Origin of the sequence: Bacillus sp. FSL H7-0578, assembly GCF_038630855.1 — a bacterium.
GTDB lineage: Bacteria > Bacillota > Bacilli > Bacillales > Bacillaceae > Bacillus > Bacillus safensis.
In genome coordinates, this window is record NZ_CP152045.1 from 3,328,693 (window position 1) to 3,349,827 (window position 21,135).

Annotated in this window: 25 protein-coding genes and 1 pseudogene; 3 read left to right on the forward strand and 23 right to left on the reverse strand. The window is 41.6% G+C overall.

Annotated features, from left to right (window positions below):
• Positions 1-37: 37 nt before the first annotated feature.
• Positions 38-868 carry a spermidine synthase gene (speE, locus tag MHB41_RS17135; protein WP_025093862.1) on the reverse strand — a complete coding sequence of 277 codons (831 nt, stop codon included), beginning with the start codon at positions 866-868 and terminating at the stop codon, positions 38-40.
• A 224-nt stretch (positions 869-1,092) separates the two neighbouring features.
• On the opposite strand from speE, the gene MHB41_RS17140 reads away from it, so the two are divergent.
• Entirely contained in the window at positions 1,093-3,162 is a 2,070-nt protein-coding gene (locus tag MHB41_RS17140; protein WP_340899786.1) for a transglycosylase domain-containing protein, read from the forward strand.
• A gap of 124 nt (positions 3,163-3,286) precedes the next feature.
• Here the strand turns inward: MHB41_RS17140 and MHB41_RS17145 are convergent, their stop codons facing one another.
• Both MHB41_RS17145 and MHB41_RS17150 read right to left on the reverse strand, forming a co-directional pair.
• Positions 3,287-3,805 (reverse strand): YwhD family protein, encoded by a 519-nt coding sequence (locus MHB41_RS17145; protein WP_024423769.1) that lies wholly within the window; start codon positions 3,803-3,805, stop codon positions 3,287-3,289.
• A 12-nt stretch (positions 3,806-3,817) separates the two neighbouring features.
• Positions 3,818-4,474 (reverse strand): site-2 protease family protein, encoded by a 657-nt coding sequence (locus MHB41_RS17150; protein WP_340899784.1) that lies wholly within the window; start codon positions 4,472-4,474, stop codon positions 3,818-3,820.
• A gap of 113 nt (positions 4,475-4,587) precedes the next feature.
• On the opposite strand from MHB41_RS17150, the gene MHB41_RS17155 reads away from it, so the two are divergent.
• Entirely contained in the window at positions 4,588-4,773 is a 186-nt protein-coding gene (locus MHB41_RS17155; RefSeq protein WP_003214939.1) for a 2-hydroxymuconate tautomerase, read from the forward strand.
• Between the two features lie 50 nt (positions 4,774-4,823).
• Here the strand turns inward: MHB41_RS17155 and MHB41_RS17160 are convergent, their stop codons facing one another.
• From MHB41_RS17160 to MHB41_RS17175, 4 genes are all read right to left on the reverse strand, one after another.
• Positions 4,824-5,636 (reverse strand): zinc-dependent metalloprotease, encoded by an 813-nt coding sequence (locus tag MHB41_RS17160; RefSeq protein WP_025093861.1) that lies wholly within the window; start codon positions 5,634-5,636, stop codon positions 4,824-4,826.
• Between the two features lie 224 nt (positions 5,637-5,860).
• Entirely contained in the window at positions 5,861-6,361 is a 501-nt protein-coding gene (locus tag MHB41_RS17165; protein ID WP_034281252.1) for a YwgA family protein, read from the reverse strand.
• Positions 6,362-6,391: 30 nt separating this feature from the next.
• Positions 6,392-7,693, reverse strand: a complete 1,302-nt coding sequence (locus MHB41_RS17170; protein WP_007497716.1) for an HD domain-containing protein — start codon at positions 7,691-7,693, stop codon at positions 6,392-6,394.
• A 170-nt stretch (positions 7,694-7,863) separates the two neighbouring features.
• Complete coding sequence (locus MHB41_RS17175; protein ID WP_003215259.1) at positions 7,864-8,085, reverse strand: DUF1450 domain-containing protein; 222 nt, start codon at positions 8,083-8,085, stop codon at positions 7,864-7,866.
• 242 nt (positions 8,086-8,327) lie between these two features.
• Between MHB41_RS17175 and MHB41_RS17180 the strand changes: the two genes are divergently transcribed.
• Positions 8,328-9,137 (forward strand): RsfA family transcriptional regulator, encoded by an 810-nt coding sequence (locus MHB41_RS17180; RefSeq protein WP_081124994.1) that lies wholly within the window; start codon positions 8,328-8,330, stop codon positions 9,135-9,137.
• Positions 9,138-9,170: 33 nt separating this feature from the next.
• On the opposite strand, the gene MHB41_RS17185 is transcribed toward MHB41_RS17180, so the two are convergent.
• From MHB41_RS17185 to MHB41_RS17260, 16 genes and pseudogenes are all read right to left on the reverse strand, one after another.
• Positions 9,171-9,404 carry a DUF5970 family protein gene (locus MHB41_RS17185; protein ID WP_024426379.1) on the reverse strand — a complete coding sequence of 78 codons (234 nt, stop codon included), beginning with the start codon at positions 9,402-9,404 and terminating at the stop codon, positions 9,171-9,173.
• On the reverse strand, positions 9,401-11,677 hold the full coding sequence (locus MHB41_RS17190) for a glycosyltransferase (protein ID WP_340899782.1): 2,277 nt from the start codon (positions 11,675-11,677) through the stop codon (positions 9,401-9,403). Before MHB41_RS17190 ends, MHB41_RS17185 begins: the two co-directional genes overlap by 4 nt.
• Before the next feature lie 119 nt (positions 11,678-11,796).
• Positions 11,797-12,280: pseudogene (locus MHB41_RS17195) on the reverse strand (tetratricopeptide repeat protein).
• Positions 12,281-12,320: 40 nt separating this feature from the next.
• Positions 12,321-13,166, reverse strand: coding sequence for a lipoate--protein ligase family protein (locus MHB41_RS17200; protein ID WP_340899780.1), 846 nt, complete (start codon positions 13,164-13,166; stop codon positions 12,321-12,323).
• Positions 13,167-13,292: 126 nt separating this feature from the next.
• Positions 13,293-13,688 (reverse strand): SMI1/KNR4 family protein, encoded by a 396-nt coding sequence (locus MHB41_RS17205; protein ID WP_070326134.1) that lies wholly within the window; start codon positions 13,686-13,688, stop codon positions 13,293-13,295.
• 20 nt (positions 13,689-13,708) lie between these two features.
• Entirely contained in the window at positions 13,709-13,972 is a 264-nt protein-coding gene (locus MHB41_RS17210) for a hypothetical protein (protein WP_139142191.1), read from the reverse strand.
• Positions 13,973-14,041: 69 nt separating this feature from the next.
• A complete protein-coding gene (locus tag MHB41_RS17215; RefSeq protein WP_024426384.1) occupies positions 14,042-14,314 on the reverse strand; it encodes a hypothetical protein in 273 nt (90 codons plus the stop codon).
• 29 nt (positions 14,315-14,343) lie between these two features.
• On the reverse strand, positions 14,344-14,706 hold the full coding sequence (locus tag MHB41_RS17220) for a hypothetical protein (RefSeq protein ID WP_046313469.1): 363 nt from the start codon (positions 14,704-14,706) through the stop codon (positions 14,344-14,346).
• A gap of 346 nt (positions 14,707-15,052) precedes the next feature.
• The gene (locus MHB41_RS17225; protein WP_046312890.1) at positions 15,053-15,448 is read right to left on the reverse strand and encodes a hypothetical protein; all 396 of its coding nucleotides are present in this window, start codon (positions 15,446-15,448) and stop codon (positions 15,053-15,055) included.
• 11 nt (positions 15,449-15,459) lie between these two features.
• Entirely contained in the window at positions 15,460-16,995 is a 1,536-nt protein-coding gene (locus tag MHB41_RS17230; RefSeq protein WP_327828274.1) for a T7SS effector LXG polymorphic toxin, read from the reverse strand.
• 11 nt (positions 16,996-17,006) lie between these two features.
• Positions 17,007-17,285, reverse strand: coding sequence for a YwqI/YxiC family protein (locus MHB41_RS17235; protein WP_120207895.1), 279 nt, complete (start codon positions 17,283-17,285; stop codon positions 17,007-17,009).
• Between the two features lie 4 nt (positions 17,286-17,289).
• Positions 17,290-17,688 (reverse strand): DUF5082 family protein, encoded by a 399-nt coding sequence (locus MHB41_RS17240; protein ID WP_120208044.1) that lies wholly within the window; start codon positions 17,686-17,688, stop codon positions 17,290-17,292.
• Between the two features lie 175 nt (positions 17,689-17,863).
• Complete coding sequence (locus tag MHB41_RS17245; RefSeq protein WP_041115477.1) at positions 17,864-18,130, reverse strand: hypothetical protein; 267 nt, start codon at positions 18,128-18,130, stop codon at positions 17,864-17,866.
• Positions 18,131-18,143: 13 nt separating this feature from the next.
• A complete protein-coding gene (locus MHB41_RS17250) occupies positions 18,144-19,478 on the reverse strand; it encodes a TRAP transporter large permease subunit (protein WP_048237701.1) in 1,335 nt (444 codons plus the stop codon).
• A 43-nt stretch (positions 19,479-19,521) separates the two neighbouring features.
• Positions 19,522-20,400, reverse strand: coding sequence for a prephenate dehydrogenase/arogenate dehydrogenase family protein (locus tag MHB41_RS17255; RefSeq protein ID WP_176967135.1), 879 nt, complete (start codon positions 20,398-20,400; stop codon positions 19,522-19,524).
• An 11-nt stretch (positions 20,401-20,411) separates the two neighbouring features.
• The gene (locus MHB41_RS17260; RefSeq protein ID WP_327828278.1) at positions 20,412-21,083 is read right to left on the reverse strand and encodes an RraA family protein; all 672 of its coding nucleotides are present in this window, start codon (positions 21,081-21,083) and stop codon (positions 20,412-20,414) included.
• Between the last annotated feature and the right edge of the window lie 52 nt (positions 21,084-21,135).

Sequence of the window (21,135 nt, forward strand, 5' to 3'; positions counted from 1 at the left end):
CGCAAACCGTCATTTGCGCATGTCCATTTCGTTTGATTTATTTGATTAAGTCGCTCACAAATTTCGGCAGAACGAATGCCGCTTTGTGCAATTCTTTTGTGTAATATTTCGTCTCAATATCAAAGAAACGGCTGTCTTCTACAGCAAGTGGATCATATTTTTTAGAACCGATGGTGAATGTCCAAAGACCGCTTGGATACGTTGGAATATTCGCTGTGTAAAGCTTCGTAATTGGGAAAATTTCTTTTACATCACGCTGTACATTTGTAATCAGCTCAGGGGTGAACCAAGGGTTGTCCGTTTGTGCAACGAAAATACCGTCTTCTTTGAGTGCTTTTGCGATTCCTGCGTAAAATCCTTTAGAGAACAGGTTCACAGCTGGTCCAACCGGCTCAGTAGAGTCAACCATAATCACATCATACTCGTTGTCAGCTTCAGCAATGTGCATAAAACCGTCTCCTACTTTCACATCTACACGAGGATCGTCTAGTTTCCCAGCGATAGAAGGAAGGAATTTCTTCGAGTATTCGATGACCTTTCCGTCAATATCAACAAGTGTCGCTTTTTTCACACTTGGGTGTTTGAGGATCTCACGAATGACACCGCCGTCTCCTCCGCCTACAACAAGAACATTTTCCGGGTTTGGATGAGTGAAAAGAGGAACATGTGCCACCATTTCGTGGTATACAAACTCATCTTTCTCAGACGTCATCACCATGCCGTCTAAAAACAGCATATTGCCAAACTCTTCTGTTTCCACCATTTCTAAATGCTGAAAGTCTGTTTGTTCTGTGTGAAGGGTTTTGTTCACCTTCAATGTAATACCAAAATTCTTCGTTTGCTTCTCTGTATACCAAAGTTCGCTCATTGTTCATCTTCCTCTCATCCAATAATAAACAAACATCTATTGTTAGCGCCTTTTATCGGCTTTGACTATATCGATTGTCCAAGAAAAAAGTATAGTGGATTCATATCAAATTGTAAAGAACCGCATGAGTTCTCTTCATTTTTTAAAGCGCTCCAGCAATCGCTTGTTTAAAAAGGTTTTCTTTGTTCCATACTGATAAAAAACCGTCAAAATGGGGGCTTTGCATGGACACAATCATGAGTAATAAAAAAATCCGCATGACCGTGAAAACGATTCGAGCCTGTTTTTTTATCGGCTTGCTCGCTTTTCTATTTGCAGGTACCGTCTTTTTGACGATTCTATTAATAGCTAAATGGCAAGGTGCCCCTTCTGTTCAAGTTCCCCAATCCACGACCATTTATGCAGCCGATGGCTCAAAGCTTGGAGAATCCAGCTTTGGAGAAAAGAGATATTGGGTGCCATTAAAGGAGATGTCTCCTCATATCAGACAGGCAGTTGTCGCTGTTGAAGATAAAACCTTTTATGAGCATCATGGCTTTGATGTGAAACGGATGGCAGGTGCTGCGGTGGCCGATATTCGTGCCATGGCTAAGGTGCAAGGTGCCAGCACGATCACCCAGCAATATGCACGAAACCTTTATTTAGATCATGATAAAACGTGGAAACGGAAGTGGAATGAAGCCTTTTACACGATTCGTTTAGAACAAAACTATACAAAAGATGAGATTTTAGAAGGATACTTGAACACCATTTATTATGGTCACGGAGCGTACGGTGTGGAAGCAGCGTCCCGTCTGTATTTCGGGAAAAAAGCAAAGAACTTAACCCTCGCTGAATCTGCCCTGCTTGCCGGTATCCCAAAGGGGCCTTCTCTCTATTCCCCTTATGTGAATGAGGAGAAAGCCAGCGCAAGAAAGAATATGATTCTGAGACAAATGCACGAGGATGGCATGATTACGAAAAAAGCAGCCGATGACGCTGCGAAAGAAAAGCTGTCCTATCGCCCTTTGCAAAAGAAGCAGCTGCAAGCAAAGCAAGCCCCGTATTTTTATGATGATGTGATTCGTGAGTTGAAACAAAGCTTGGGGTTAACAGAGGAACAGATTGAAACCTATGGGCTTCATGTCCAAACGACCCTCAATCCAGAATTACAGAAAATCGCAGAAAAGACACTAAAAAACGAGATGAATTCCAAATCGGAAATCCAAATCGGCTTTGCCGCCATCCATCCTCAAACAGGGCATGTACTTGCCCTCATAGGCGGGAGAGATTATGAGAAAAGTCCATTCAATCGGGTGACACAAGCAAAAAGACAGCCCGGTTCAACCATGAAACCCCTTCTTTATTACATTGCCTTGCAAAACGGGTTTACACCCGCAACCGTCATGCGCAGTGAGGAAACGGTGTTTGAACTGGATGATCAAGGCAGCGATGCCGCTTATTCACCAAGCAATTATCACGGCTATTACGCCAATGACGGCATTACAATGCTTCAAGCTTTAGCGCTGTCTGATAATATTTACGCTGTAAAGACCCATCTATTTTTAGGAATGGAACAGCTTGTACGTGCTGGCAAAACATTTGGAATCAAGGAGAAACTAGATCAAGTACCCTCTCTTGCCCTGGGCACGTCTCCTGTGAAACCCATTGAAATGACCAATGCTTACGCCATGCTGGTCAATGGCGGAAAACGCGTCAAACCAACCTTTATTACGAAAGTAACCGACGCAAAAGGCAATGTGCTTTTTGAAGAGAAACAAAAACGAGAACAAATCCTAGATGAAAAAGCAGCATTTGTCACCACCGACATGATGTCAGGCATGTTCAATGATCAATTAAACGGCTATACAAGTGTCACTGGCCGCACCATTATAAAGGACCTTACACGAACATACGGAGGAAAGTCTGGGACTACAGGCGCCGACAGCTGGATGATCGGCTTCTCTCCCCAGCTCGTCACAGGTGTATGGACAGGCTATGATAAAGGCCGCACCATTGACTCAGTCGAAGAAACGGCCTATGCGAAAAAAATATGGGCTTCCTTTATGGAATCAGCTCTCTCAAAGCAGCCAGCCTCCTCCTTCATGCCGCCTGACGGTGTCAAAGGGGTATATATCAATCCAAAAACCGGCGACCTCGCAGGTCCAGGATGTGAATCAAAGGTATTCACCTATTTTATAGAAGGTACGGAGCCGACAGGTGTCTGCTATGGTGCTGAGGACAAGGCCTCTGAGCAGGAACCAGTTCAAGATCAAAAGCCAAAGAAATGGTGGGAAAAGTGGCTGAAACGTTAAAAAAGACATGAAAAACCCCGAGACCTGCATCTCGGGATTCTCCATGTCCTAGCTTTAACACCAGTTTACTCAAAAAACGGATCGAATTGGTAGACATCCGCCAATCTTCACAAAAATTTCACAATTATTCAGGGACAGCCAATCCTTCTTTTAATTCATCTGTTGATGCGTCCCATAGCGCTTGATTATGACCCTTTAAGAAGTCAGCCAGCACCTTTTTGGATACGTCGTCCATATGACTAACGACAATTTTTCGCTTCATCGATTTATCCATTAAATTCACATGCTCTGGAAGTGACTTATACCCGCGGCGGATTGAACGGTCAACGGTCATTTCACAAGCCGTCACACCTGCATAATAAGGCCCTTCTTCTCTGCGGTCAATCGTCACCCATACGAGCCAATACGGCTTTCCGTTCGGTACTTCTTCTTTTGTTTTCAAAAATTTAATTCCTTTTTCGACGGCACTTCTTGCATGCATAGCACCAATATCAATGACAGCTTCCTTTTCTTCTACATCAATGATGACTGGCGAGATATTATCAAGACTGAGGGCACCTGCCCCAAAGCCTCCATGTCCGTCGGTTGCATCTGTTTTTTTAATGATGTTAAAACCAATTGGTTTCTTCTTTTTACCTTCCATTCATTAAACCTCCTAAAGCAGCGGCTTCAAAATAAGATTAAACCAGTGTATGATTTGATCCCGCATTCCGATCAATGGACCAAACACAAACTGTCCCAGCGGTGTGATCACGAATATGAGAAAAATAATGATCCCATATTGTTCAAATTGCGTCATTTTCGCCCGAACCCTAGGGCTGACGACGTCCTCAATAATCCGATACCCATCCAGCGGCGGAAGCGGTAATAAGTTAAATAGGAACAAGATGACGTTTAAGTTAATAAAGATTAAAAAGAAATTATCGACTCCCGGCTCAAAGCGCATGATCCACTCCCCGCCAAATTTCTGAAGAAGCACATACACAAAAAAGCCCAAAAACGCCAGCACCAAGTTACTTAATGGCCCAGCAATGGAGACACAAATCCCTGCTAAGCGCGGTTTTTTAAAATGGTAACGATTCACCGGTACAGGTCTCGCCCAGCCAAACCCGGCCACAAAGATCAAAATCGTCCCGAATACATCTAGATGCTTCAGTGGATTGAGCGTCAGTCTCCCTTGATTCTTAGCCGTCGGGTCTCCGAATCGGTACGCAACATATGCATGCCCCAGCTCGTGCATCGTAAATGCAACAACAAGCGTAATGGCAACATATGGAATAAGTTCTAATGGATAAACAAGAAATTGGTTCAAAGGCAAGAATCCCTCTTTCTTTCTATACAATGATTTACTTCATTCAGTATACTATAAGAAGTCCCTTAAACTAAAGGGAAGCGTAGCATTAAAGGAAAAAGGAGGTTTTCGCCATGCCGATTGTCACCGTTCAAATGCTTGAAGGAAGAACAGATGAGCAGAAAAGAGCTCTTGTGGAGAAAGTCACTGATGCCGTTGTTGAAACAACAGGCGCAGGGGCAGAAAAAGTCTCTGTTATTATTGAAGAAATGAAAAAGGAACACTATGCCGTAGCAGGAAAGCGAATGAGCGATCTGTAAGCATATAAAAAGGACAAACACTCAATGTGTTTGTCCTTTTGTCTGCATTCTTATCTGTACCACGCTTTATTACGGTTCACTTGATTTTTATGAGCCGCATCGAAGAAGTCGACTGTGTAAGAATAATCATAGTTCATTAAGCAGACAATGCCGCTTCCTTGAGGGTCATGCGGTAAGCCAAAGTTATGGCCGTATTCATGCGTAGCCGCTTTTGCAGTGTTCGCTGTTCCTTGATCAAGGTTAACGGCGAATGCACTTCCGCTTGGTGCACTATTGTAGACATAAGCAATTCCGCCAGCATCAAAGTTTGGATTTGCTGTAAATCCAGTGACAAAGTCATATCCTCTGCCATCAAAGCTTCGCGCAAGGTTAGACAGAATTTGCTCTGCATTTGATCCCGAAGACGTCCAAGATCCTACTGCTTGTACGACAAAGTCCACATCATGATCACGGTTAAACGTGACATCTGCTTGCTCGATGATGCTGACAATCCGTGTTTGCCAGTCACTATATTTCGCACGATACTGCGCATCAGCGACCGCATAGACAGTGACCTTCTGACTGCCTGTACTTGCTTTTGTTGAAATTGAATCTCCTGTATTGGCCTTAAAGGTTCTCGAGCCTACCTGCTTACCAGACTCATCTAATACCTTTGTTGTCACATCTCGTTCAATTGGAGGTGCTGTCTTCAAATCTTTAAAATCTTTTGCTTTTGGCAGCCCCTCACTAATATGGGTTTCGAACGGCGCATGACCATGATCATGCCCATGACCTGCACTCGCTACTGGTGCTGAAGCTGAACTTACCCCCGGTAACAAACTACCTACCAATAAAAATGACAAAAAGACTGAACGCTTTTTCATTCCTATCCCTCCTTTGTTTTTCACAAGGTTATATATTCACTGAAAATTCACCATTTTCCTTCTATTCAGTCAAAAACAGGGAATTAGATGCACAGGAAAAAAGTCGAATTACGTCATTTTCACTAATTTTTCGGATATTTTGACACACATTTCATCGAAAAATAGCGCTTTTGGTCTGGGTCTTACCAAACAAAAAAAGCCCTAAAAGTCGGGCTTTTGTTCAACTAGTTCAATTCCTTCAACTGATCAATATAAGCAAGGGCCGCCTCAAATTCTTCGTCCGTATAGCGCTGCTTGCTTTTAATGGTAAAGACCTTTTCCTTTACCTCATCTTCTGGCAGGTCATCAAAATATAAAATCGTTGAGACAAGCTCTAGGAAACGGGATGATTGCTCGTTCATCTGCTGCGTCAGCGCTTTGAGGTCAGGCATGTCCACTTCACACTGATCGAGAAACTCTTTCCCATTGTCCGTCAGCGAATAGCGATATTGATAGTATCCGCCCTTTTTTTCCTTCATTTCGTCCAAGAATCCAAGGTTGCACAGCTCTTCAATTCTGAGCGTCAACTCCTCTGAATAGGGGCCATAAAAATGAAAATCGTATTTCTCGTAAAAAGGCAAATCTAGCTTTTTTGCTATGTAAATCATCTTTTGCAGCTTCTTCCGTCCAACGATTTCCCCTGATTCAGAGAATACCTTCATCAACTTTGCATGCTCTTTCAACAAATTCCCGACATCTCCTTTTTCAGTACTTCCTTATCCCAAACCAAGCAGCTTCATGATCGCCTTTTTTTCTTCAGCTTTTTCCGACATATCTACAATTAAGTCCATCGGGAAATAAAGTTTATGATCGGTTCTTCGTTTACCGGAAATGGCGTCAACAATATCTGACTGTCTCGACAGTTCTTTAATATGACCGCTTTGCGTCAAAAGGTGGATGGGCAGCCTCTCTTCTTCCTCCCCTGGTCTGTAGAAGTCATAGGGCAAGTCAGAGGAAGAATCGACCACTAAATAATAGTCAGGATCAATTCCTGCCTCCTTGAACAAGGCAGTCAGCTTGAAATATTTCGTCATTTCTTCATTTGGATTAAACTCTGTATATTGGAACAATCGGCGGTTCATAAAACGGCGGCACAAATCAGCCAGCACGTGATCTTCTTCATCTTCCCACGCCTGAAAATAAAATAAGACAATGGATTCATCCAGCTTAATATAGTCCTCTGTGGTGACATTCCCCTCAAAGATTGAATAAAAGTGAACGGGGGCATGTGTAAAAATATAACCCGTTTCATGCAGCTCTTTTGCCCGATGAAGGATTTTCGTTAAAATGACCTCCGCACTGCGTGTCACTGGGTGGAAATAGACTTGCCAGTACATTTGATAGCGGCTCATAATATAATCTTCAACCGCATGCATCCCGCTCTGCTTCATCACAATCTGATCTTCTCTCGGGCGCATCACACGTAAAATACGTTCCATATCAAAGTGGCCGTAGCTGACGCCTGTATAGTAAGCATCACGCTGCAAATAGTCCATTCGGTCGGCATCAATTTGACTTGAGATCAAACTGACCACCTGTTTGTTTTGATACGTTTTGGCAATGACTTCAGCCACATGCTTCGGGAAATCATCACTCACCCGGCGGAGCACTTCATTGACTTCCGTCTGCCCTAAAATAATATCTCTTGTAAACGATTCATGGTCTAAGTGGAAGACCTTTTCAAAGGAATGAGAAAATGGACCATGTCCGAGGTCATGAAGCAAGGCAGCACTAAGTACAAGCTCGCGCTCTCCTTCATCCCATTCAGGCCGCCCTTTAAACACATCATCCACAATTCGTCTCACAATCTCGTATACACCGAGTGAATGATTGAATCGGCTGTGTTCTGCACCATGAAACGTCAAATAAGTAGTTCCTAGCTGTTTAATTCGTCTCAGGCGCTGAAACTCTCTTGTTCCTATTAAATCCCATATTAATGCATCCCTTACGTGAACATAACGGTGCACAGGATCTTTAAATACCTTTTCCTCAGATAATTTCCCTTTTGGATACGCCATCGTTTCGTCCCTCTTTTTTTAAGACGTGTTTCTATTATATCGGGTAACTTTTCCCGAAAACATCCTTGAATTTGCTGGTGAATGTGTTCTCAGAAGTTGCTTGGACGTAAAAAGCCCGACCTGACAGGGACGGACCTCTTTTTAGGTCGACTGAACACATTCAGTGACATTTATTTGACTTTTTTTTGAACCTTTTCAAGTAATTCATCTTCTGTTGGTGCGGATAATGGGCGATTGTTCACAAACGCAAAAGCCTTTTTTCGTCCTGGACCACAATAGGATTGACAGCCGATCTCAATTTTTGCATCAGGGTCAACCGATTTGAGTCGAGGCAATAACGTCTTTAGGTTCGTCGCATCACAATCGTCACATACGCGAAACTCATTAGCCATGGTCTTACGCTTCCTTTCAATGATGATACTTCATTCTATATGAAACAGTTGGACAGCCAATCGTGAATAATATACCACCCAACATTGTACATCGAAGCGGCTGGACTTGCAAGACGCTTTGCCGCCCCAATCCCGTGCTTACATAAAAGCTAGTATTTTCCACTATCCTTTTAGCAAACTTGTATAAACCTTCTTGAACTTGGCTAATCTAATACCATCAAATCATATGGGGGTTTAAACACATGTCAAAACAAAGACAAGATGCTTGGTCAGAGGAAAATGATCTCCTCCTGGCAGAAACCGTCTTACGTCACGTCAGAGAGGGCAGCACGCAGCTAAATGCGTTTGAAGAAGTTGGAGACAAGCTGAACCGCACCTCAGCGGCATGCGGATTTAGATGGAATGCTGTCGTCAGGCATCAATATGAAAAAGCGCTAGCACTTGCCAAAAAACAGCGAAAACAACGGATGCGCGCACTTGGCAATGGCCAGCCTGCGAAAAAACGATTACTTTATCAGCCGCAAGTAGAAGAAACGGTTACTCAAGAGGAATTCTCACAGGAACTAGAGCCAGCAAAGGAAGAAACATTTGCACCAGCAGCTGAAACTGCTGAACAGCTTCAGTTTGTGGATCAAAGCTACAATGAAGAGTTAGCTAGTTTATCACATTTATTGTCACAGGCTTCTCCTGCCCCACATACCGCAGAGAAAAAACCGGAAGCAAATCCATTTAGGCAGCATCAAGAATTAACCATCGACGATATCATTGATTTCTTACGCCGTTATGAAGGCGATGGTCAGCAATCCACTGCCTTACGTATGGAAAACAGCCGCTTAAAACGAGAAAACAATGAGCTTTCTCATAAAGTTTCGCAGCTAGAAGCTGAAGTGAAAAAGCTTGAAAAGGATCAGCTCACGATTCAAGAAGATTATGAAACACTCGTCAAAATCATGAACCGTGCAAGAAAACTAGTTTTGTTTGAAGAGGACGATAGTGCCGCACCAACCTTTAAAATGGACCGGAACGGCAACCTCGAAAAAATGGCAGAATAACAAAAAGTGCTCCCTGTCTCGGGAAGCACTTTTTTAAATGCCCAAAAATAGCATCACACTAAAAAGGACATTGATCAAAAACACAAACATAAAAATATACCTGACCTGCCTTACCTGAAAATCACCAAACATAAAAATATAAAGACCTGCAATGCCAAGTGTCAGGACAGGCTGAAGAAATGGCACTAAAAGCGAAATGCCGTAGCCGGCTCCCATGATGACAGGAAGCCATAGTAAATAGAGGTAACCGCCGTTTTTGGATTTCAAGAAACCACTCCCTCTCTTTCTTCTATCTGCTTGATTTCAGGCTGAACAAACTTGAGTCCGGCCATTGTGCGGCCGCGTTTTTGTGATGTCCAGACTGCAATCGCCGGCTGATCTGTGAGAGATTCTGTGTCAATGGTGATCAGCACTTTCTCATGTAATTCAATTGAAGCTTCAGATTCGATTTTGCACCCAGATAAACTTATATCATGTATGTTGACCGGCACCTTCTCTTCTAACCGGCCCTCATAGGACAGCGTGCCTGCTACGCCTTGCAACGGTCTTCTCACCCATTTGCGCCGCAAGGCCCTTGGTACTTTCTCCGTTTCTCTTATAAAGCGGAGAAATGTCCGAACAGCATAGGATTTTTTCTCACGATCCGTTATCGATACATGCTCTCGTGTGAATAAGAAACGGATCAATGATAGGTACTCTGATTTTTCTGTATCAGTAAAAGCAACACCAACCATCAGCTTGTCTCCATCTGGATGGCTCCAAACCACATCACACGCCACACTTTCATCCTCTGAAAAAAACAATTGCGTTTGTCCTTGATAGAGAGAAGAAGCTTGATCAAGTGGTATGGATAGACGCGCACCTGAATCACTCATATCTAGTAGAAAACAAGCAATCGGCTCATCTTTGTGATCAGAACAGAGCTGTCCCTCTTTTTCTATGACAAACCGCTCTGATTTTCGATAACGCGGACGATCAAACGCCACAATCAGTGCCATGAATAGACCTGCACCGTTATAAAGCACCCAAAAAATATTAATCAACGTGAGATCAGCATTCATCGTCCCACTTACCTTCATATCGTATCCTATTTTCACAAGGACAAGCAATGAGAGCAGCAAGAAGATCAAATGAGGAATCATCGTTTTTAAATGGAAATGTCTCTTGTCCGTTTGAATTCCCTTCGGCGTGACAAGGAATTCAACCCTCTTCTTCAAAAACAGCTCACTTAAAGCTACACCAGCCAAGTGGAATGCCATAGAGCTTTCGTAAATATGACTCCAAAACATACTTCGTTTTTGATTCGACACCAGTTTAAACGCTAAATACGAACTAAAGAACGCCGGCAGCCAAAACATAAAAATGGACTGGAAATCGGCCCAGAAACTTTGAATACCAAATAATAAAAACAATATTGGTGTAAGAATGTAAATCATTTTAAACAAACCGTTAAACCAATACACAATGCCATCTAAATAAAGAACTCGCTGCATAAGCGTTAAGCCGCGAACCTTCAATGGATTAAACTTACGGGCGCACTGAATGTTCCCTCTCGACCACCGGTCTCTCTGCTTTAACAAATCAAGCCAGCTTTCAGGTGCCAGACCGACGGCTAATACTTCTCCGACAGACACTGATTTGAACTTCCCTTGGAGAAGCATTCCGGTCGCCATGTCTTCTGTAATCACTCCAGTAGCAAATCCGCCAATTTCCTCTAAGGCCGTTCTTCTAAATACAGTATTACTCCCGACATACATCACCGCATTGAACCGATCCTTACCAGCTTGGAGGGTTTGCATGAAGAAGTCCTGTTCATTTGGAATTCGATCCTTCGAGAACATATTATATTGGAAAGGATCTTCGTTATAAAACGCCTGTGGAACTTGAACAAACGCAGTCGCTCCATCATGAAAGTAAGGCACTGTCTTTTCTAAAAAGGCAGGAAGGGGGACCATATCAGCATCAAGTGTGAGAATCAGTTCCCCATTCGTTTGAGACATCGCATGGTTTAAATTACCCGCCTTAGCAAACTTGTTATCTGTTCTTGTCAGATAATGAACGCCAAACTCAGATGCAAGCTGCTCCACAGACTCCCTCTTGCCATCATCACATAAATAAATGTGGACGCTGCCTTTTGGATAAGACAGATTCAAACAGCCTGCAACAGTGCGTTTCAGCACTTCAATCGGTTCATTATATGTAGCTATGAAAATATCAACTGTTGGCAGTCTGTCCAAATCACTGATCACGACTTGTTTTCGATTTGAAGGCTTCCAAACAAGTGTATAAAACACAAGCAGCTGTAAAAATCCAATACATTCACAGGCTACAAGCAAGATGCCCATTATTATATTAAATGTACCTTCATGCGGCAGTGTAAAAAAGAGACGCCAGCAAATATATGCGGCATTTGTTAACACACAGAGCACAATGATGATTTTTTTAACAGTAGAGGCAAGCGGCTGAATACGATACATCACATACAACACAGACAAAACACAAAGCATAAACAGCGGGTAATACGTGGTGAATATTGACAACAAATTTACCTTCTTTCTTACGCCACAAATGACTATCACATATAAAATTCCATAACAAAGGAGGGGATTCTTTCATCACATTGCCCCTCCAAATCTATTCAAGTAACCAAATCAATATATTATTTCCACAATGTATCTAACTGATTTGAATAAAAATCAATCACTTTTCGATAACTTAAAATAGCAGGATCTATTGTCGTTTCAGTTAAACAGTTCAGTAATATTTCCATTGCTTTGCTATGTTCCTTTAAATTATACAAAGTATGGCATAGAACGTTTGAATGGCTTTGTTGTCCGGATAAGTTTCCATCCCTTTTAGGAATATCTGTTTTGACTATTCATATTCTCCTAAAGTTCTGTATGTACTTCCTAACCCTAGTAAAGCGTCTTCTAGTTCTTCTGAAGACAATCCTAACTCAATGGCCCTTTCATAAAAAAGACAGCCTGCCTTTCCTCTCCTAACAAGTCATAACTTCAGGCACATTGATAATGAATAGAGGCATCGTCTGGATACTCCTCTGCAAGATGAGACAGCATTTCATTTGATTCTTGAAGATGTCCACTTTTTCGAAGTTCAATGGCTTTTTCAAGCTTTGTTTCCATCACTTCACCTCTACTCTTTTCAAGATAAAAGGACTGATATTTACGAAAATACCTTTTCATTCCGTTCAATCATCCGCGTCATGTTTTTCTCAAATTCCAGCTGTTCTTCTGCGTTCAGGCCCGAGGCTGTCAGCTGATCACTAAGCTTTTGAAGCTCCTCTAGTAATAAACGCATAAGAAGTGTACAATCAATCGGTTCACCGATTAATTCTGATAAGGATGCCATCGTATCCGGCTGTATATCAGGAAATACTGCCTTCACTTCTTGCCGTTTATCCTTTAAGGCGGCGTCATAAAAACGGCGGATCAAGTCGGCACGTTCACGCCCGCTTCCATCTGCACACAAATAAATTTGCACAGCGACCCCACCGCGTAATCTACGCTGAGAAATGCCTGCAAATTTCTTTCCATTGATACTTAAATCGTAGCTGCCTGGACAATAAGAGCCGACTATTTCATAGGCTTCAATGTCCACATCATACATCGACAGCATCCGGCGGATCAATTCCACCATCGCATCATACCCGCGGTCAATATCAATGCCCTTCTTTTGTTCCGCAAAAATTAAAGACACATTCAGTACACCTTCATCCAGCACCACAGCAAGACCCCCTGAGTTGCGCACAATCACACGATATCCCTCTTCCTCAAGCAGCTTTACGCCATCTTGGAGAAATGGAAGTCTTGTATCCTGAATCCCAAGCACAATCGTATTGTGATGCACCCAAGAACGGGCTGTCGCTGGTGAGAGGCCCTTCCCCACCGACGCGCAAAGCGTATCATCCATCGCAAAAGATTGCTTCGGGTCCACATAGAGACCAAGCCTCGACTGATCGATGATCCGCCATTTCGGCTGTGTCAGTAACTCAATAGGTTCATTTTTCATCTCCTGCATATCCTCTCGTTCATAAACTGTGTTTATTATACCATGGGATGAATGGGGGGAGAATGCAAAAAAGCTCCATAACATTTGGCGTCACAGAGCGTTTCAGTTGGATGATTTGGTTTTCGGTTACGCTTCTATGTTACAGCCCTCACTCACCCATTTCAGAAAGTTGCCGGTCAGGAGCTCTGCATGCTGAGGGTCCATTACACCAGCATCCACGATCCATACCTTTTTCTCCTCTTCAGCCAGCCGCATGAGAAATACTTGCCCGCCGCCATCGTCGCCAATCGCCACATAGCCGCTTGCATATTGTCGAACCTCCCATGTTGCATTGCGTTCCGCAATGTCCTCAGTGCCGTATAGAAGCACCTCACCGCCAACGGAACATCCATTTGTCTGTTTCAGCAGTTCCTTATAAACATGGGGCAGCAGCATGTTTAGCTGGCATTCTGCCTCTTTGATCTGTATGTCACTTGCTGGTTTGTTCACGTGCAGATGTGGGATTTCAGGTAAATTGATCATTTTTAAGAGCCTCCTCTATTTTAAGTTGCTGATTTTTTCATCACCCTTTTATACAAACGAAGGAGCATTTTTAAAAGAAAATAGAAAATGACCACATCGAGTATAAAACCCCACAATAGAAATTCAAAAGTATGATGTCCGTGCAGAACTAGCCAATCAATAGGGAAACCGCGATAATCAGCATCTGAGTAAGAAACTCCTCTCAGCAAAGCTGTTCCTATAACAATCAGAATACTGATACTTAATAGCCAGTTGGATGTTTTTTTGTTTTGTTTATGTTCCATAGGCATTCCTTTCTCTGTTTTGCTGCCCGATACAAGACTTGATTCCAGTAATACAGACAACCGTCCTATCTATGACAGCATTTCTTTAAGCAAACTCTCTGCTTTATGTAATTCATCTAGAAAGGGGTTTAGATAGTCATTATAACTATCCAAATAAGCTCTCACCCCGCCAATAATCAAAATCTTTTGGAGATCTTCATTGTTCTGAATGATCCTTTGTGCATTTTTATATCTTTTGTATATTAATTGGAGAACACCTTGATTGATTTCTTGTGGATATTCTTTTTCTAGGATGTTGATGACGGTTTGGATTTGTTTCGTTAGTTGTTGTTTTTTGTTCATTTAATGCTCCTTAAGACTTCAATCTCCTACTAATAAATATCTAATCGTTGACAATTAAAACTTATAAAATCGCCTTCATTTATATCTCCTGGTATATTGTAATCCAATTCTAATAAAAATCCGCCCACTCTCACTTTTTCATCACGCTTATCAATTAATTTTCCTAAGAAACTATAACTAAAATTATCATCTAATTTTTCAATTCTAAACTCTGACAACTCTGCCTTCACTAAGTCTGACACATCTAAACAAAAAATAGGTTCCAATAGTTCACTTTCTTCAAGGTAATTTAATGGTTGAGCAAAACACATTAATTCCAGTTCGCCATCTGTTACAATCACTTCAGCTTCTGAAGCTTCTTGTGAAATCCAGTTTATTTTTTTTATTTTCAATACGATCATCCTTTTTTTACTTCTCTGTCTTTACCCCTAAACTTGGTACTTTTCAGAAAGTTCTTCAGCACAGAGTAAGTTAAAATGCTTGTAGTAAGTCAAATAGTGATGATTGTCTGTGGGCCGGATTGATTAGCAAAGAGAAAAGTAAAACCAGATATAGCAATCAAACTTAGAATGACCTTCACAGAAACATTTCAAAAAAGCACAAGCTTACATTCAAAGATTATTTAACATTGCATCAAATAAAGTAGAAAAAGAAAGAATATCTTTTTTATTAACAATAATAAACATTTAAAAACCCTCAAAGAGACTCAAATTAATTCTCTTTGAGGGTTCATCTATTCTATTTCAACCCTATTTTTACTTCACCATCATGAAAAACTTCAATCGCATATCCAGAAGATGGTGAAAAAATCCACGTATCAAAACTGACAGCTGTAACATCATCTATAGCTTCAAATACTTTATCTAAAGTAGATTGAATAATTGGTAACGTCCCTTCATCCCAAATTACATAAACAATATCACTGTACTCATTCAGTTTTTGATTCAAAAAGGATCGTATTTCATCGAATGTATCCACTTGCTTATAAGAAGATATCTTCTTCCATTCAATTTGCCCCCAATCAGTAAATGGAAAAGAATTTTCAAAATCATTTAATATTTGCTCTCTATTATCTTCATATAAAATATGTACATCCTCACCTAGTGCCTCAATACACTCATCTAATAAACTCATCTAAAATCTCCTTATCTATTCAAATGTTTTAATAAAGATTTAAAAGTGCTTTCATTACCCTCAAATGGAATAGCAATCTTTCGAGCATTCGCCCCTTTACCATTACGAAAATCTTCAATATTTATATGTGGTCCCTTTTTAGGGTCATAATCTAATCTCCATCTTACTTTTCCGTCAGCGGACTGTCTACCAACGACTTTACCATATCCAGCACTCGACTTAAGCGTACCTGTATATGGTTGTGAATTGGGTCCTAGGTCTCCAACTATGTCTACTGTCTTATTTCTAGCTTGCTCATATGTTTTAACTTTATCTAATAATTGTTCTCCTCTTCCAATACCCTTTACTTTCTTCTCAACTTTCTTAGCTACTTTCTCCCCTTTAATAATCTTAAAAACATATTTCCCCACTTTAACAATGTTGGTGCTTGGAACCATGTACACCCCTGATACCAAACGATCCATATCCGCGACTTTATCACCTGTTATCGGATCTCTTCCTGTAATAACCCGAATCGCGTCGTTTATACCTGTAAATTCAACCGCTGTATTTAAGATATTTTGGGGTTGATCGCCTGTTTTTACATCAGACATCGGTTTAACGCTCTCAATCGTCACTTTGTTTTTTTCTGATATTCGTAACCGATACAGCATTCCGTCTCGCATGACGTCAACCGTTTTGGCATGTTCGAAGTTGATCTCTTTGTACTCATTTATGTTGTATACTTTACCATTTAAGGTCAAGGTGGTTTGATTGATTTTACTAGACGGCGTTTCCCGAACAACCGTCTCTACATTCGCGTGTTGTTTCTCTTTCAATTTCTTCAGCATGATCATCATTGGATTGTCTTTTGGGTTGTCTATTTTATCCTTCAATCCACTGATGGTGCTGCTTACTTTTTCTTCTTTTTCATCTTTGAAAATAGATCCCTTTTGATAGCTCGTGATGTCGATTTTTGGGCCGGTGAACATGGGACTTAAGGTATCGATGTATTGCTTCATTGTTTGAAGGGAGCTTTTGGTTTCATGTAAAGCACTTGTTTGCTCCCGGTCAAATGCATGAAGCAGACCAATGGTTCTTGAGGTCTCGAGCCATGCCTTTTGATAGTTTTGCTGAAAAGCTGATTCATCTACATTTGGTAAATGAACAATATGACCAACTCTGCCAATGGCGTGGTTTACCTCTGATACGATTTCAGAAATTGTTCGTTCAGCTTTTTTTAAGCCTTGATCAAGATCATGTTCGATAAATGCTTGTGAGATAAATCCGTGCTCATTTGATTCTAATGCGTGAAGAGCCTGCTTTGTGTTTTTTAATGCAGCGCTATATTCCTCAATGACGACCTGAAAGAATTGCAGGAAGGGAATATGGCATTCTGTATAAAAGGCGCGGATGGCTTGTCCCGCCTCTCCCTTTAGTGCGCCATCGAGTGAGATGATGTGATTGATTTGTTTTTCTAGGGAGCTGATTTGCTGCGACTGCTGCTTTAACGCATTCAGCGTTTGATCTATTCCGTTTATTTGCGCAAAGGCGTCAAGGGTTTTCATTGCGTTCTCCTTTATTTTCTTTTACTGCTGAAAGCAAGCGCCTTGTCCGTTTCAATCATGGTGTTCACCGCTTGTTCTGTTTGTACAAGCTGTTTCTGAAGAATGCCTATATAGGATGTACTTAATTCGTTCAGCTGCTGATTGATCTCTTCTATTGTGTCTGCCGTCAGGAGCTGATTTCTCCCTTTGATGGTTGTTGGAAGGGCTGTATTCATTTGAGAGCCTGATTGTTTTGCATGCTGTAATACTCGTTTGACCTGACTGGCATCTATTTTAATTTCTCTCGTCATTTGACTACCCTCTTTTTTCTTCCAGTTGTTTCTGCTTTTCTTTCTCTATTTTTCTTTCAACCGAATGAATTTCATGTTCTAACGAATGGATCTCCGATGTGAAATCATTGATTTTTTCATCGATTCGATTTAATAGATTGGTTAGCTGTACACCTTTTATTTCCTGACTGGCGGAAGCCATTTCATCTCGAATGTCATCAAACGTGTCTGCCAAATGGCCAAACCATGTATGTGATGTCAGATCTGGATGAGTGATTTTCTTGCTGGCATCTGACAGAGCCGATTTTGCCTCTTTGATTTCTTTGCGGCACATGTTGAGTTCGATGATTTGTTCTTTTTTGATAGATATATCTGCCTTTAATGAATACAAGGCTGCTTTATAACCGATGATTGCTCCAGATATGGTCAAACACCTCTATCCCTTAAATAGTCCTCCGTTATGTTACCATTTACTAGCACAAGAGGCATATGATTGAAAGTAAATTTACCAAAAAATGAATCGTACGTATTGGGTTTTAATACCTATTTCTCGCGCGCAAAAAAGCTGGATTCATTTACTGAATCCAGCTTCTTATTGCTTATTTGAGCGATTCACCTGCTGATGCAGATGGATGATCGCTAAATGAGGTGTCTTTCTTTTCAGGAATATAATGGAGAGAGAAACCAACAAGACTGAAAAAGGCACTTAACACCAATGTTGGGTTTTTGAATAGGTTCGTACTTGCAATGATCATGTCTCCCTTTTGCAAAAGAATCCCTAGTATTTGACCGAATACCAACAGGGCTCCTGACGTTAAGAACAGGACAAGCAGCACTTTAAATAAAAATTCCATCAATGCTCTCATGTGTTTCTCCTTTCTATACTGGAAGTATTCCCATTCCGATGAGCCAGCCAATTCCTACGATCGGCAGCATATAGTAGAGAATCAGCGGTATAAACGTTTTCTCCGGTCTGGCTCCTGCAAGACCAGAAGCAATGAAAATCGATCCTGATGCCGGCGGGGAAGCGCCTTCTGTTGATGAAAAAGCAAGAATGGCAACAACAGCCACAACTGGATCCACTCCGACTGAGACTAAAGCTGAAAATGAGACAAGTCCAACAGCTGTTAATGTGGCTGTAGAAGATAATGGCCCAGCCACTAGCGTGACAAGAATTCCCACAATGAGCACCATGAGCCATTTCGGAATGGTAAGTACTGATGTGATTTGCGTCAAATCTTCTGCCAATCCTAATTCAGCAAGCACCTGACTAGCAGCAACAGCAAACAGCATCAAGGCACCGATCGTTGTAAACTTAGGAATGGCCGACTTGAAAAACTGAGACCAATCTAGTGCAGACGCCTTTTTTCTTCCAATTGTTAAACTAATCAACATCATGAGAATCGGAATCCATGTAATTAAAGAAATTTGATCCATTGCCTCTGGTCCGATGTTTGGATTACTTTTTAAGTAGTTTGCCAGCGGACCAATTGTGATAATGATAGGAATCAAGGCACCGAAAAAAATAAAGATCGACTTCCACCCTTGTTTCACTGCTTCCCTAAAAGGAAGAATATCATCTGGCGGCATGGCCTGAATTTTATTCTTTTTCACCAGGATATACACCAAAATAAATCGGTATACGACTTGATACAGTCCTCCTATTAAAAGCGCAATATATAAATCCCCCTCAGATACAAGGGCTGCAATTGGTGCAAACCCCAGCATGATAAACATTGAAGAGTTCGGAGGCAGTGCCGCCCCAAGTCCGCCATTCCCTGCTAAAATGGTCGCTGTATGGGTTCGGCTCCAGCCTGATTTAATCATCCAAGAGGCTGTGATAGAGCCAGTGGCCGCTGTGTTTGCAGAATTTGAACCTGAAAGAGCACCTAAGACTGCTGAACCTAACGTACTCATATAAGCCGCTCCACCAGGAAGTTTCCCTACAACCGAATTTAAGATTCGCAAGAGTGCATGAATTAATTCCAGCTTTTCGATTAAATAGGCCATGAATACAAATGCAACAGCTGCATAGAGCACCTCATATGTGGATGCAAATTTTAATCCATCCCAGAAAAGTCTTAATGCATCCAATCCGCCAAATAATGTGGTTGCAATAAAGCCTAATAGCATGGCTTCCCCCATATTCCGCTTCACGACGACATTCCATATAATGATGACAGCTATGAATACAATCAACGCAATAAAACCCATATCGTTTTTTCGCCTCCCCTTCGTTTAATAAAACGCTTACAATTTATTTCCCCTGCTGCATCACGTCAATGACTTCTTCCCAGCTGGCCGGCTTTTTCCCATTAAACCGTTCAACGAATTGAAAGTCTGCTAATCTCTCAAGCTTTTGTTGTGCTGCCCGAGACATACTGGCATCAACCTCTGCTTCATCTAGCATGTCAATAGAGCCAAGAAGCTCGATCGCTCGTCTTTTCGCATGAAGTGCACTCCCTGTCACAAGACGATTCATGGTCTCTTCAAAACTTTTGCTATCCATTGTATCGCTTAGTGAAGAAATCACTTGATGTTCCACGTTATATTTTTTTGAAATTTCCAAAAATTCAATCATGAGACCAACGATCCCCTTCATATAAACGCTTCTGATCAGTTTCAAGGCCGAAGCATCTCCTGGCTGGTCACTGATTTTTTTAATATTCATGCCATAAGCATTCATTACTTTCATGAATTGGTCAGTTCCACTGCCGCTTGCCGTGATCGGAACCTTGTGTTTGTTGACTGGAAGAGGCCCTAGCATGGCAGCATCTACGAATAGAGCTTTTTGCTTTTCAACTTCGTTTGCCACTTGTTTTTTGATGTCTGGTGTTGATGCCGACACATCCACATATACTTGATTCTCTTTCAAACTTCCCGATACGGATTGGGCCACTTCTAAAGTTTTATTCGCTGGCACAGCAGCAATCACAATATCAGATTTCTCAACGACTTCGCTAATACTGCTGGTTAATTGAACTCCTGTCTGCGATGCTTTTTCCTTCAACGCGCCAGCCAATTTCTCGTTTTGTAATAGTACATCATACGCATAAAATTGATCTAATCCTTCTGTTTTCAATCCCGTTGACAGCTCATATGCTGCTTCTCCATATCCGATAAAGCCTATCTTCATCTTAGATTCCCCTATCCCTGAAATTTTTTCAATCTGCCTTCCAGCCATGCCGGTGCTAAAAGGCTGATGTCTTGCTTTCCATCGTTCATATACTGTTGAATCGTTTTTAATCTTTGATTTTCATACGCTTGTTTCTCTTCCGCTAGTGTCAGCAGGTGTTCCACCTTTTCCTTTGGAACGATGACGACTCCATCATCGTCAGCAATGACCAAGTCACCTGGTGCTACTTTGACACCGCCGCACGAGATGATTTGATTCAATTCCCCAGGACCATCTTTAAAAGGTCCATTTGGCATAAACCCCTTACTGTAGATCGGAAAAGCCAGTTCCTCTAAAGCGAGTTTATCGCGAACAAGCCCGTCAATCACGATTCCTTCTATTCCTACAGCCTTTGCTACACCTGCCATCAATTCCCCTAAATATGCATGACCCTTATGGTCTTTTCCATCAACAATCAGTACATCTCCTTCTTTCGCAGAGTAGATCGCTTGATGAAGAAATAAATTATCCCCTGGCCGTAAGCTGACGGTAAAAGCTGTCCCTACTATATTCATGCCTCTTGCAACAGGTTTAATTTGTTGATCCATCGCGCCGGTGCATCCCATCACGTCTGACAGCAAGGTCGAGTTAAGCTTTCTTGCCCGATCTATTAGATCATTTGACACGAATTGAACAGTACTCATAGTTTCCATCATCCCCTTTTAGTTATATTCATTACATTTAATCTAATTAAAG

Coding starts and splice junctions, on each gene's coding strand:
- speE (WP_025093862.1), bottom strand. CDS start 868: ATGAGCGAACTTTGGTATACAGAGAAGCAAACGAAGAATTTTGGTATT.
- MHB41_RS17140 (WP_340899786.1), top strand. CDS start 1,093: ATGGACACAATCATGAGTAATAAAAAAATCCGCATGACCGTGAAAACG.
- MHB41_RS17145 (WP_024423769.1), bottom strand. CDS start 3,805: ATGGAAGGTAAAAAGAAGAAACCAATTGGTTTTAACATCATTAAAAAA.
- MHB41_RS17155 (WP_003214939.1), top strand. CDS start 4,588: ATGCCGATTGTCACCGTTCAAATGCTTGAAGGAAGAACAGATGAGCAG.
- MHB41_RS17160 (WP_025093861.1), bottom strand. CDS start 5,636: ATGAAAAAGCGTTCAGTCTTTTTGTCATTTTTATTGGTAGGTAGTTTG.
- MHB41_RS17170 (WP_007497716.1), bottom strand. CDS start 7,693: ATGGCGTATCCAAAAGGGAAATTATCTGAGGAAAAGGTATTTAAAGAT.
- MHB41_RS17175 (WP_003215259.1), bottom strand. CDS start 8,085: ATGGCTAATGAGTTTCGCGTATGTGACGATTGTGATGCGACGAACCTA.
- MHB41_RS17180 (WP_081124994.1), top strand. CDS start 8,328: ATGTCAAAACAAAGACAAGATGCTTGGTCAGAGGAAAATGATCTCCTC.
- MHB41_RS17200 (WP_340899780.1), bottom strand. CDS start 13,166: ATGAAAAATGAACCTATTGAGTTACTGACACAGCCGAAATGGCGGATC.
- MHB41_RS17205 (WP_070326134.1), bottom strand. CDS start 13,688: ATGATCAATTTACCTGAAATCCCACATCTGCACGTGAACAAACCAGCA.
- MHB41_RS17210 (WP_139142191.1), bottom strand. CDS start 13,972: ATGGAACATAAACAAAACAAAAAAACATCCAACTGGCTATTAAGTATC.
- MHB41_RS17215 (WP_024426384.1), bottom strand. CDS start 14,314: ATGAACAAAAAACAACAACTAACGAAACAAATCCAAACCGTCATCAAC.
- MHB41_RS17225 (WP_046312890.1), bottom strand. CDS start 15,448: ATGAGTTTATTAGATGAGTGTATTGAGGCACTAGGTGAGGATGTACAT.
- MHB41_RS17230 (WP_327828274.1), bottom strand. CDS start 16,995: ATGAAAACCCTTGACGCCTTTGCGCAAATAAACGGAATAGATCAAACG.
- MHB41_RS17235 (WP_120207895.1), bottom strand. CDS start 17,285: ATGACGAGAGAAATTAAAATAGATGCCAGTCAGGTCAAACGAGTATTA.
- MHB41_RS17245 (WP_041115477.1), bottom strand. CDS start 18,130: ATGAGAGCATTGATGGAATTTTTATTTAAAGTGCTGCTTGTCCTGTTC.
- MHB41_RS17250 (WP_048237701.1), bottom strand. CDS start 19,478: ATGGGTTTTATTGCGTTGATTGTATTCATAGCTGTCATCATTATATGG.
- MHB41_RS17255 (WP_176967135.1), bottom strand. CDS start 20,400: ATGAAGATAGGCTTTATCGGATATGGAGAAGCAGCATATGAGCTGTCA.
- MHB41_RS17260 (WP_327828278.1), bottom strand. CDS start 21,083: ATGAGTACTGTTCAATTCGTGTCAAATGATCTAATAGATCGGGCAAGA.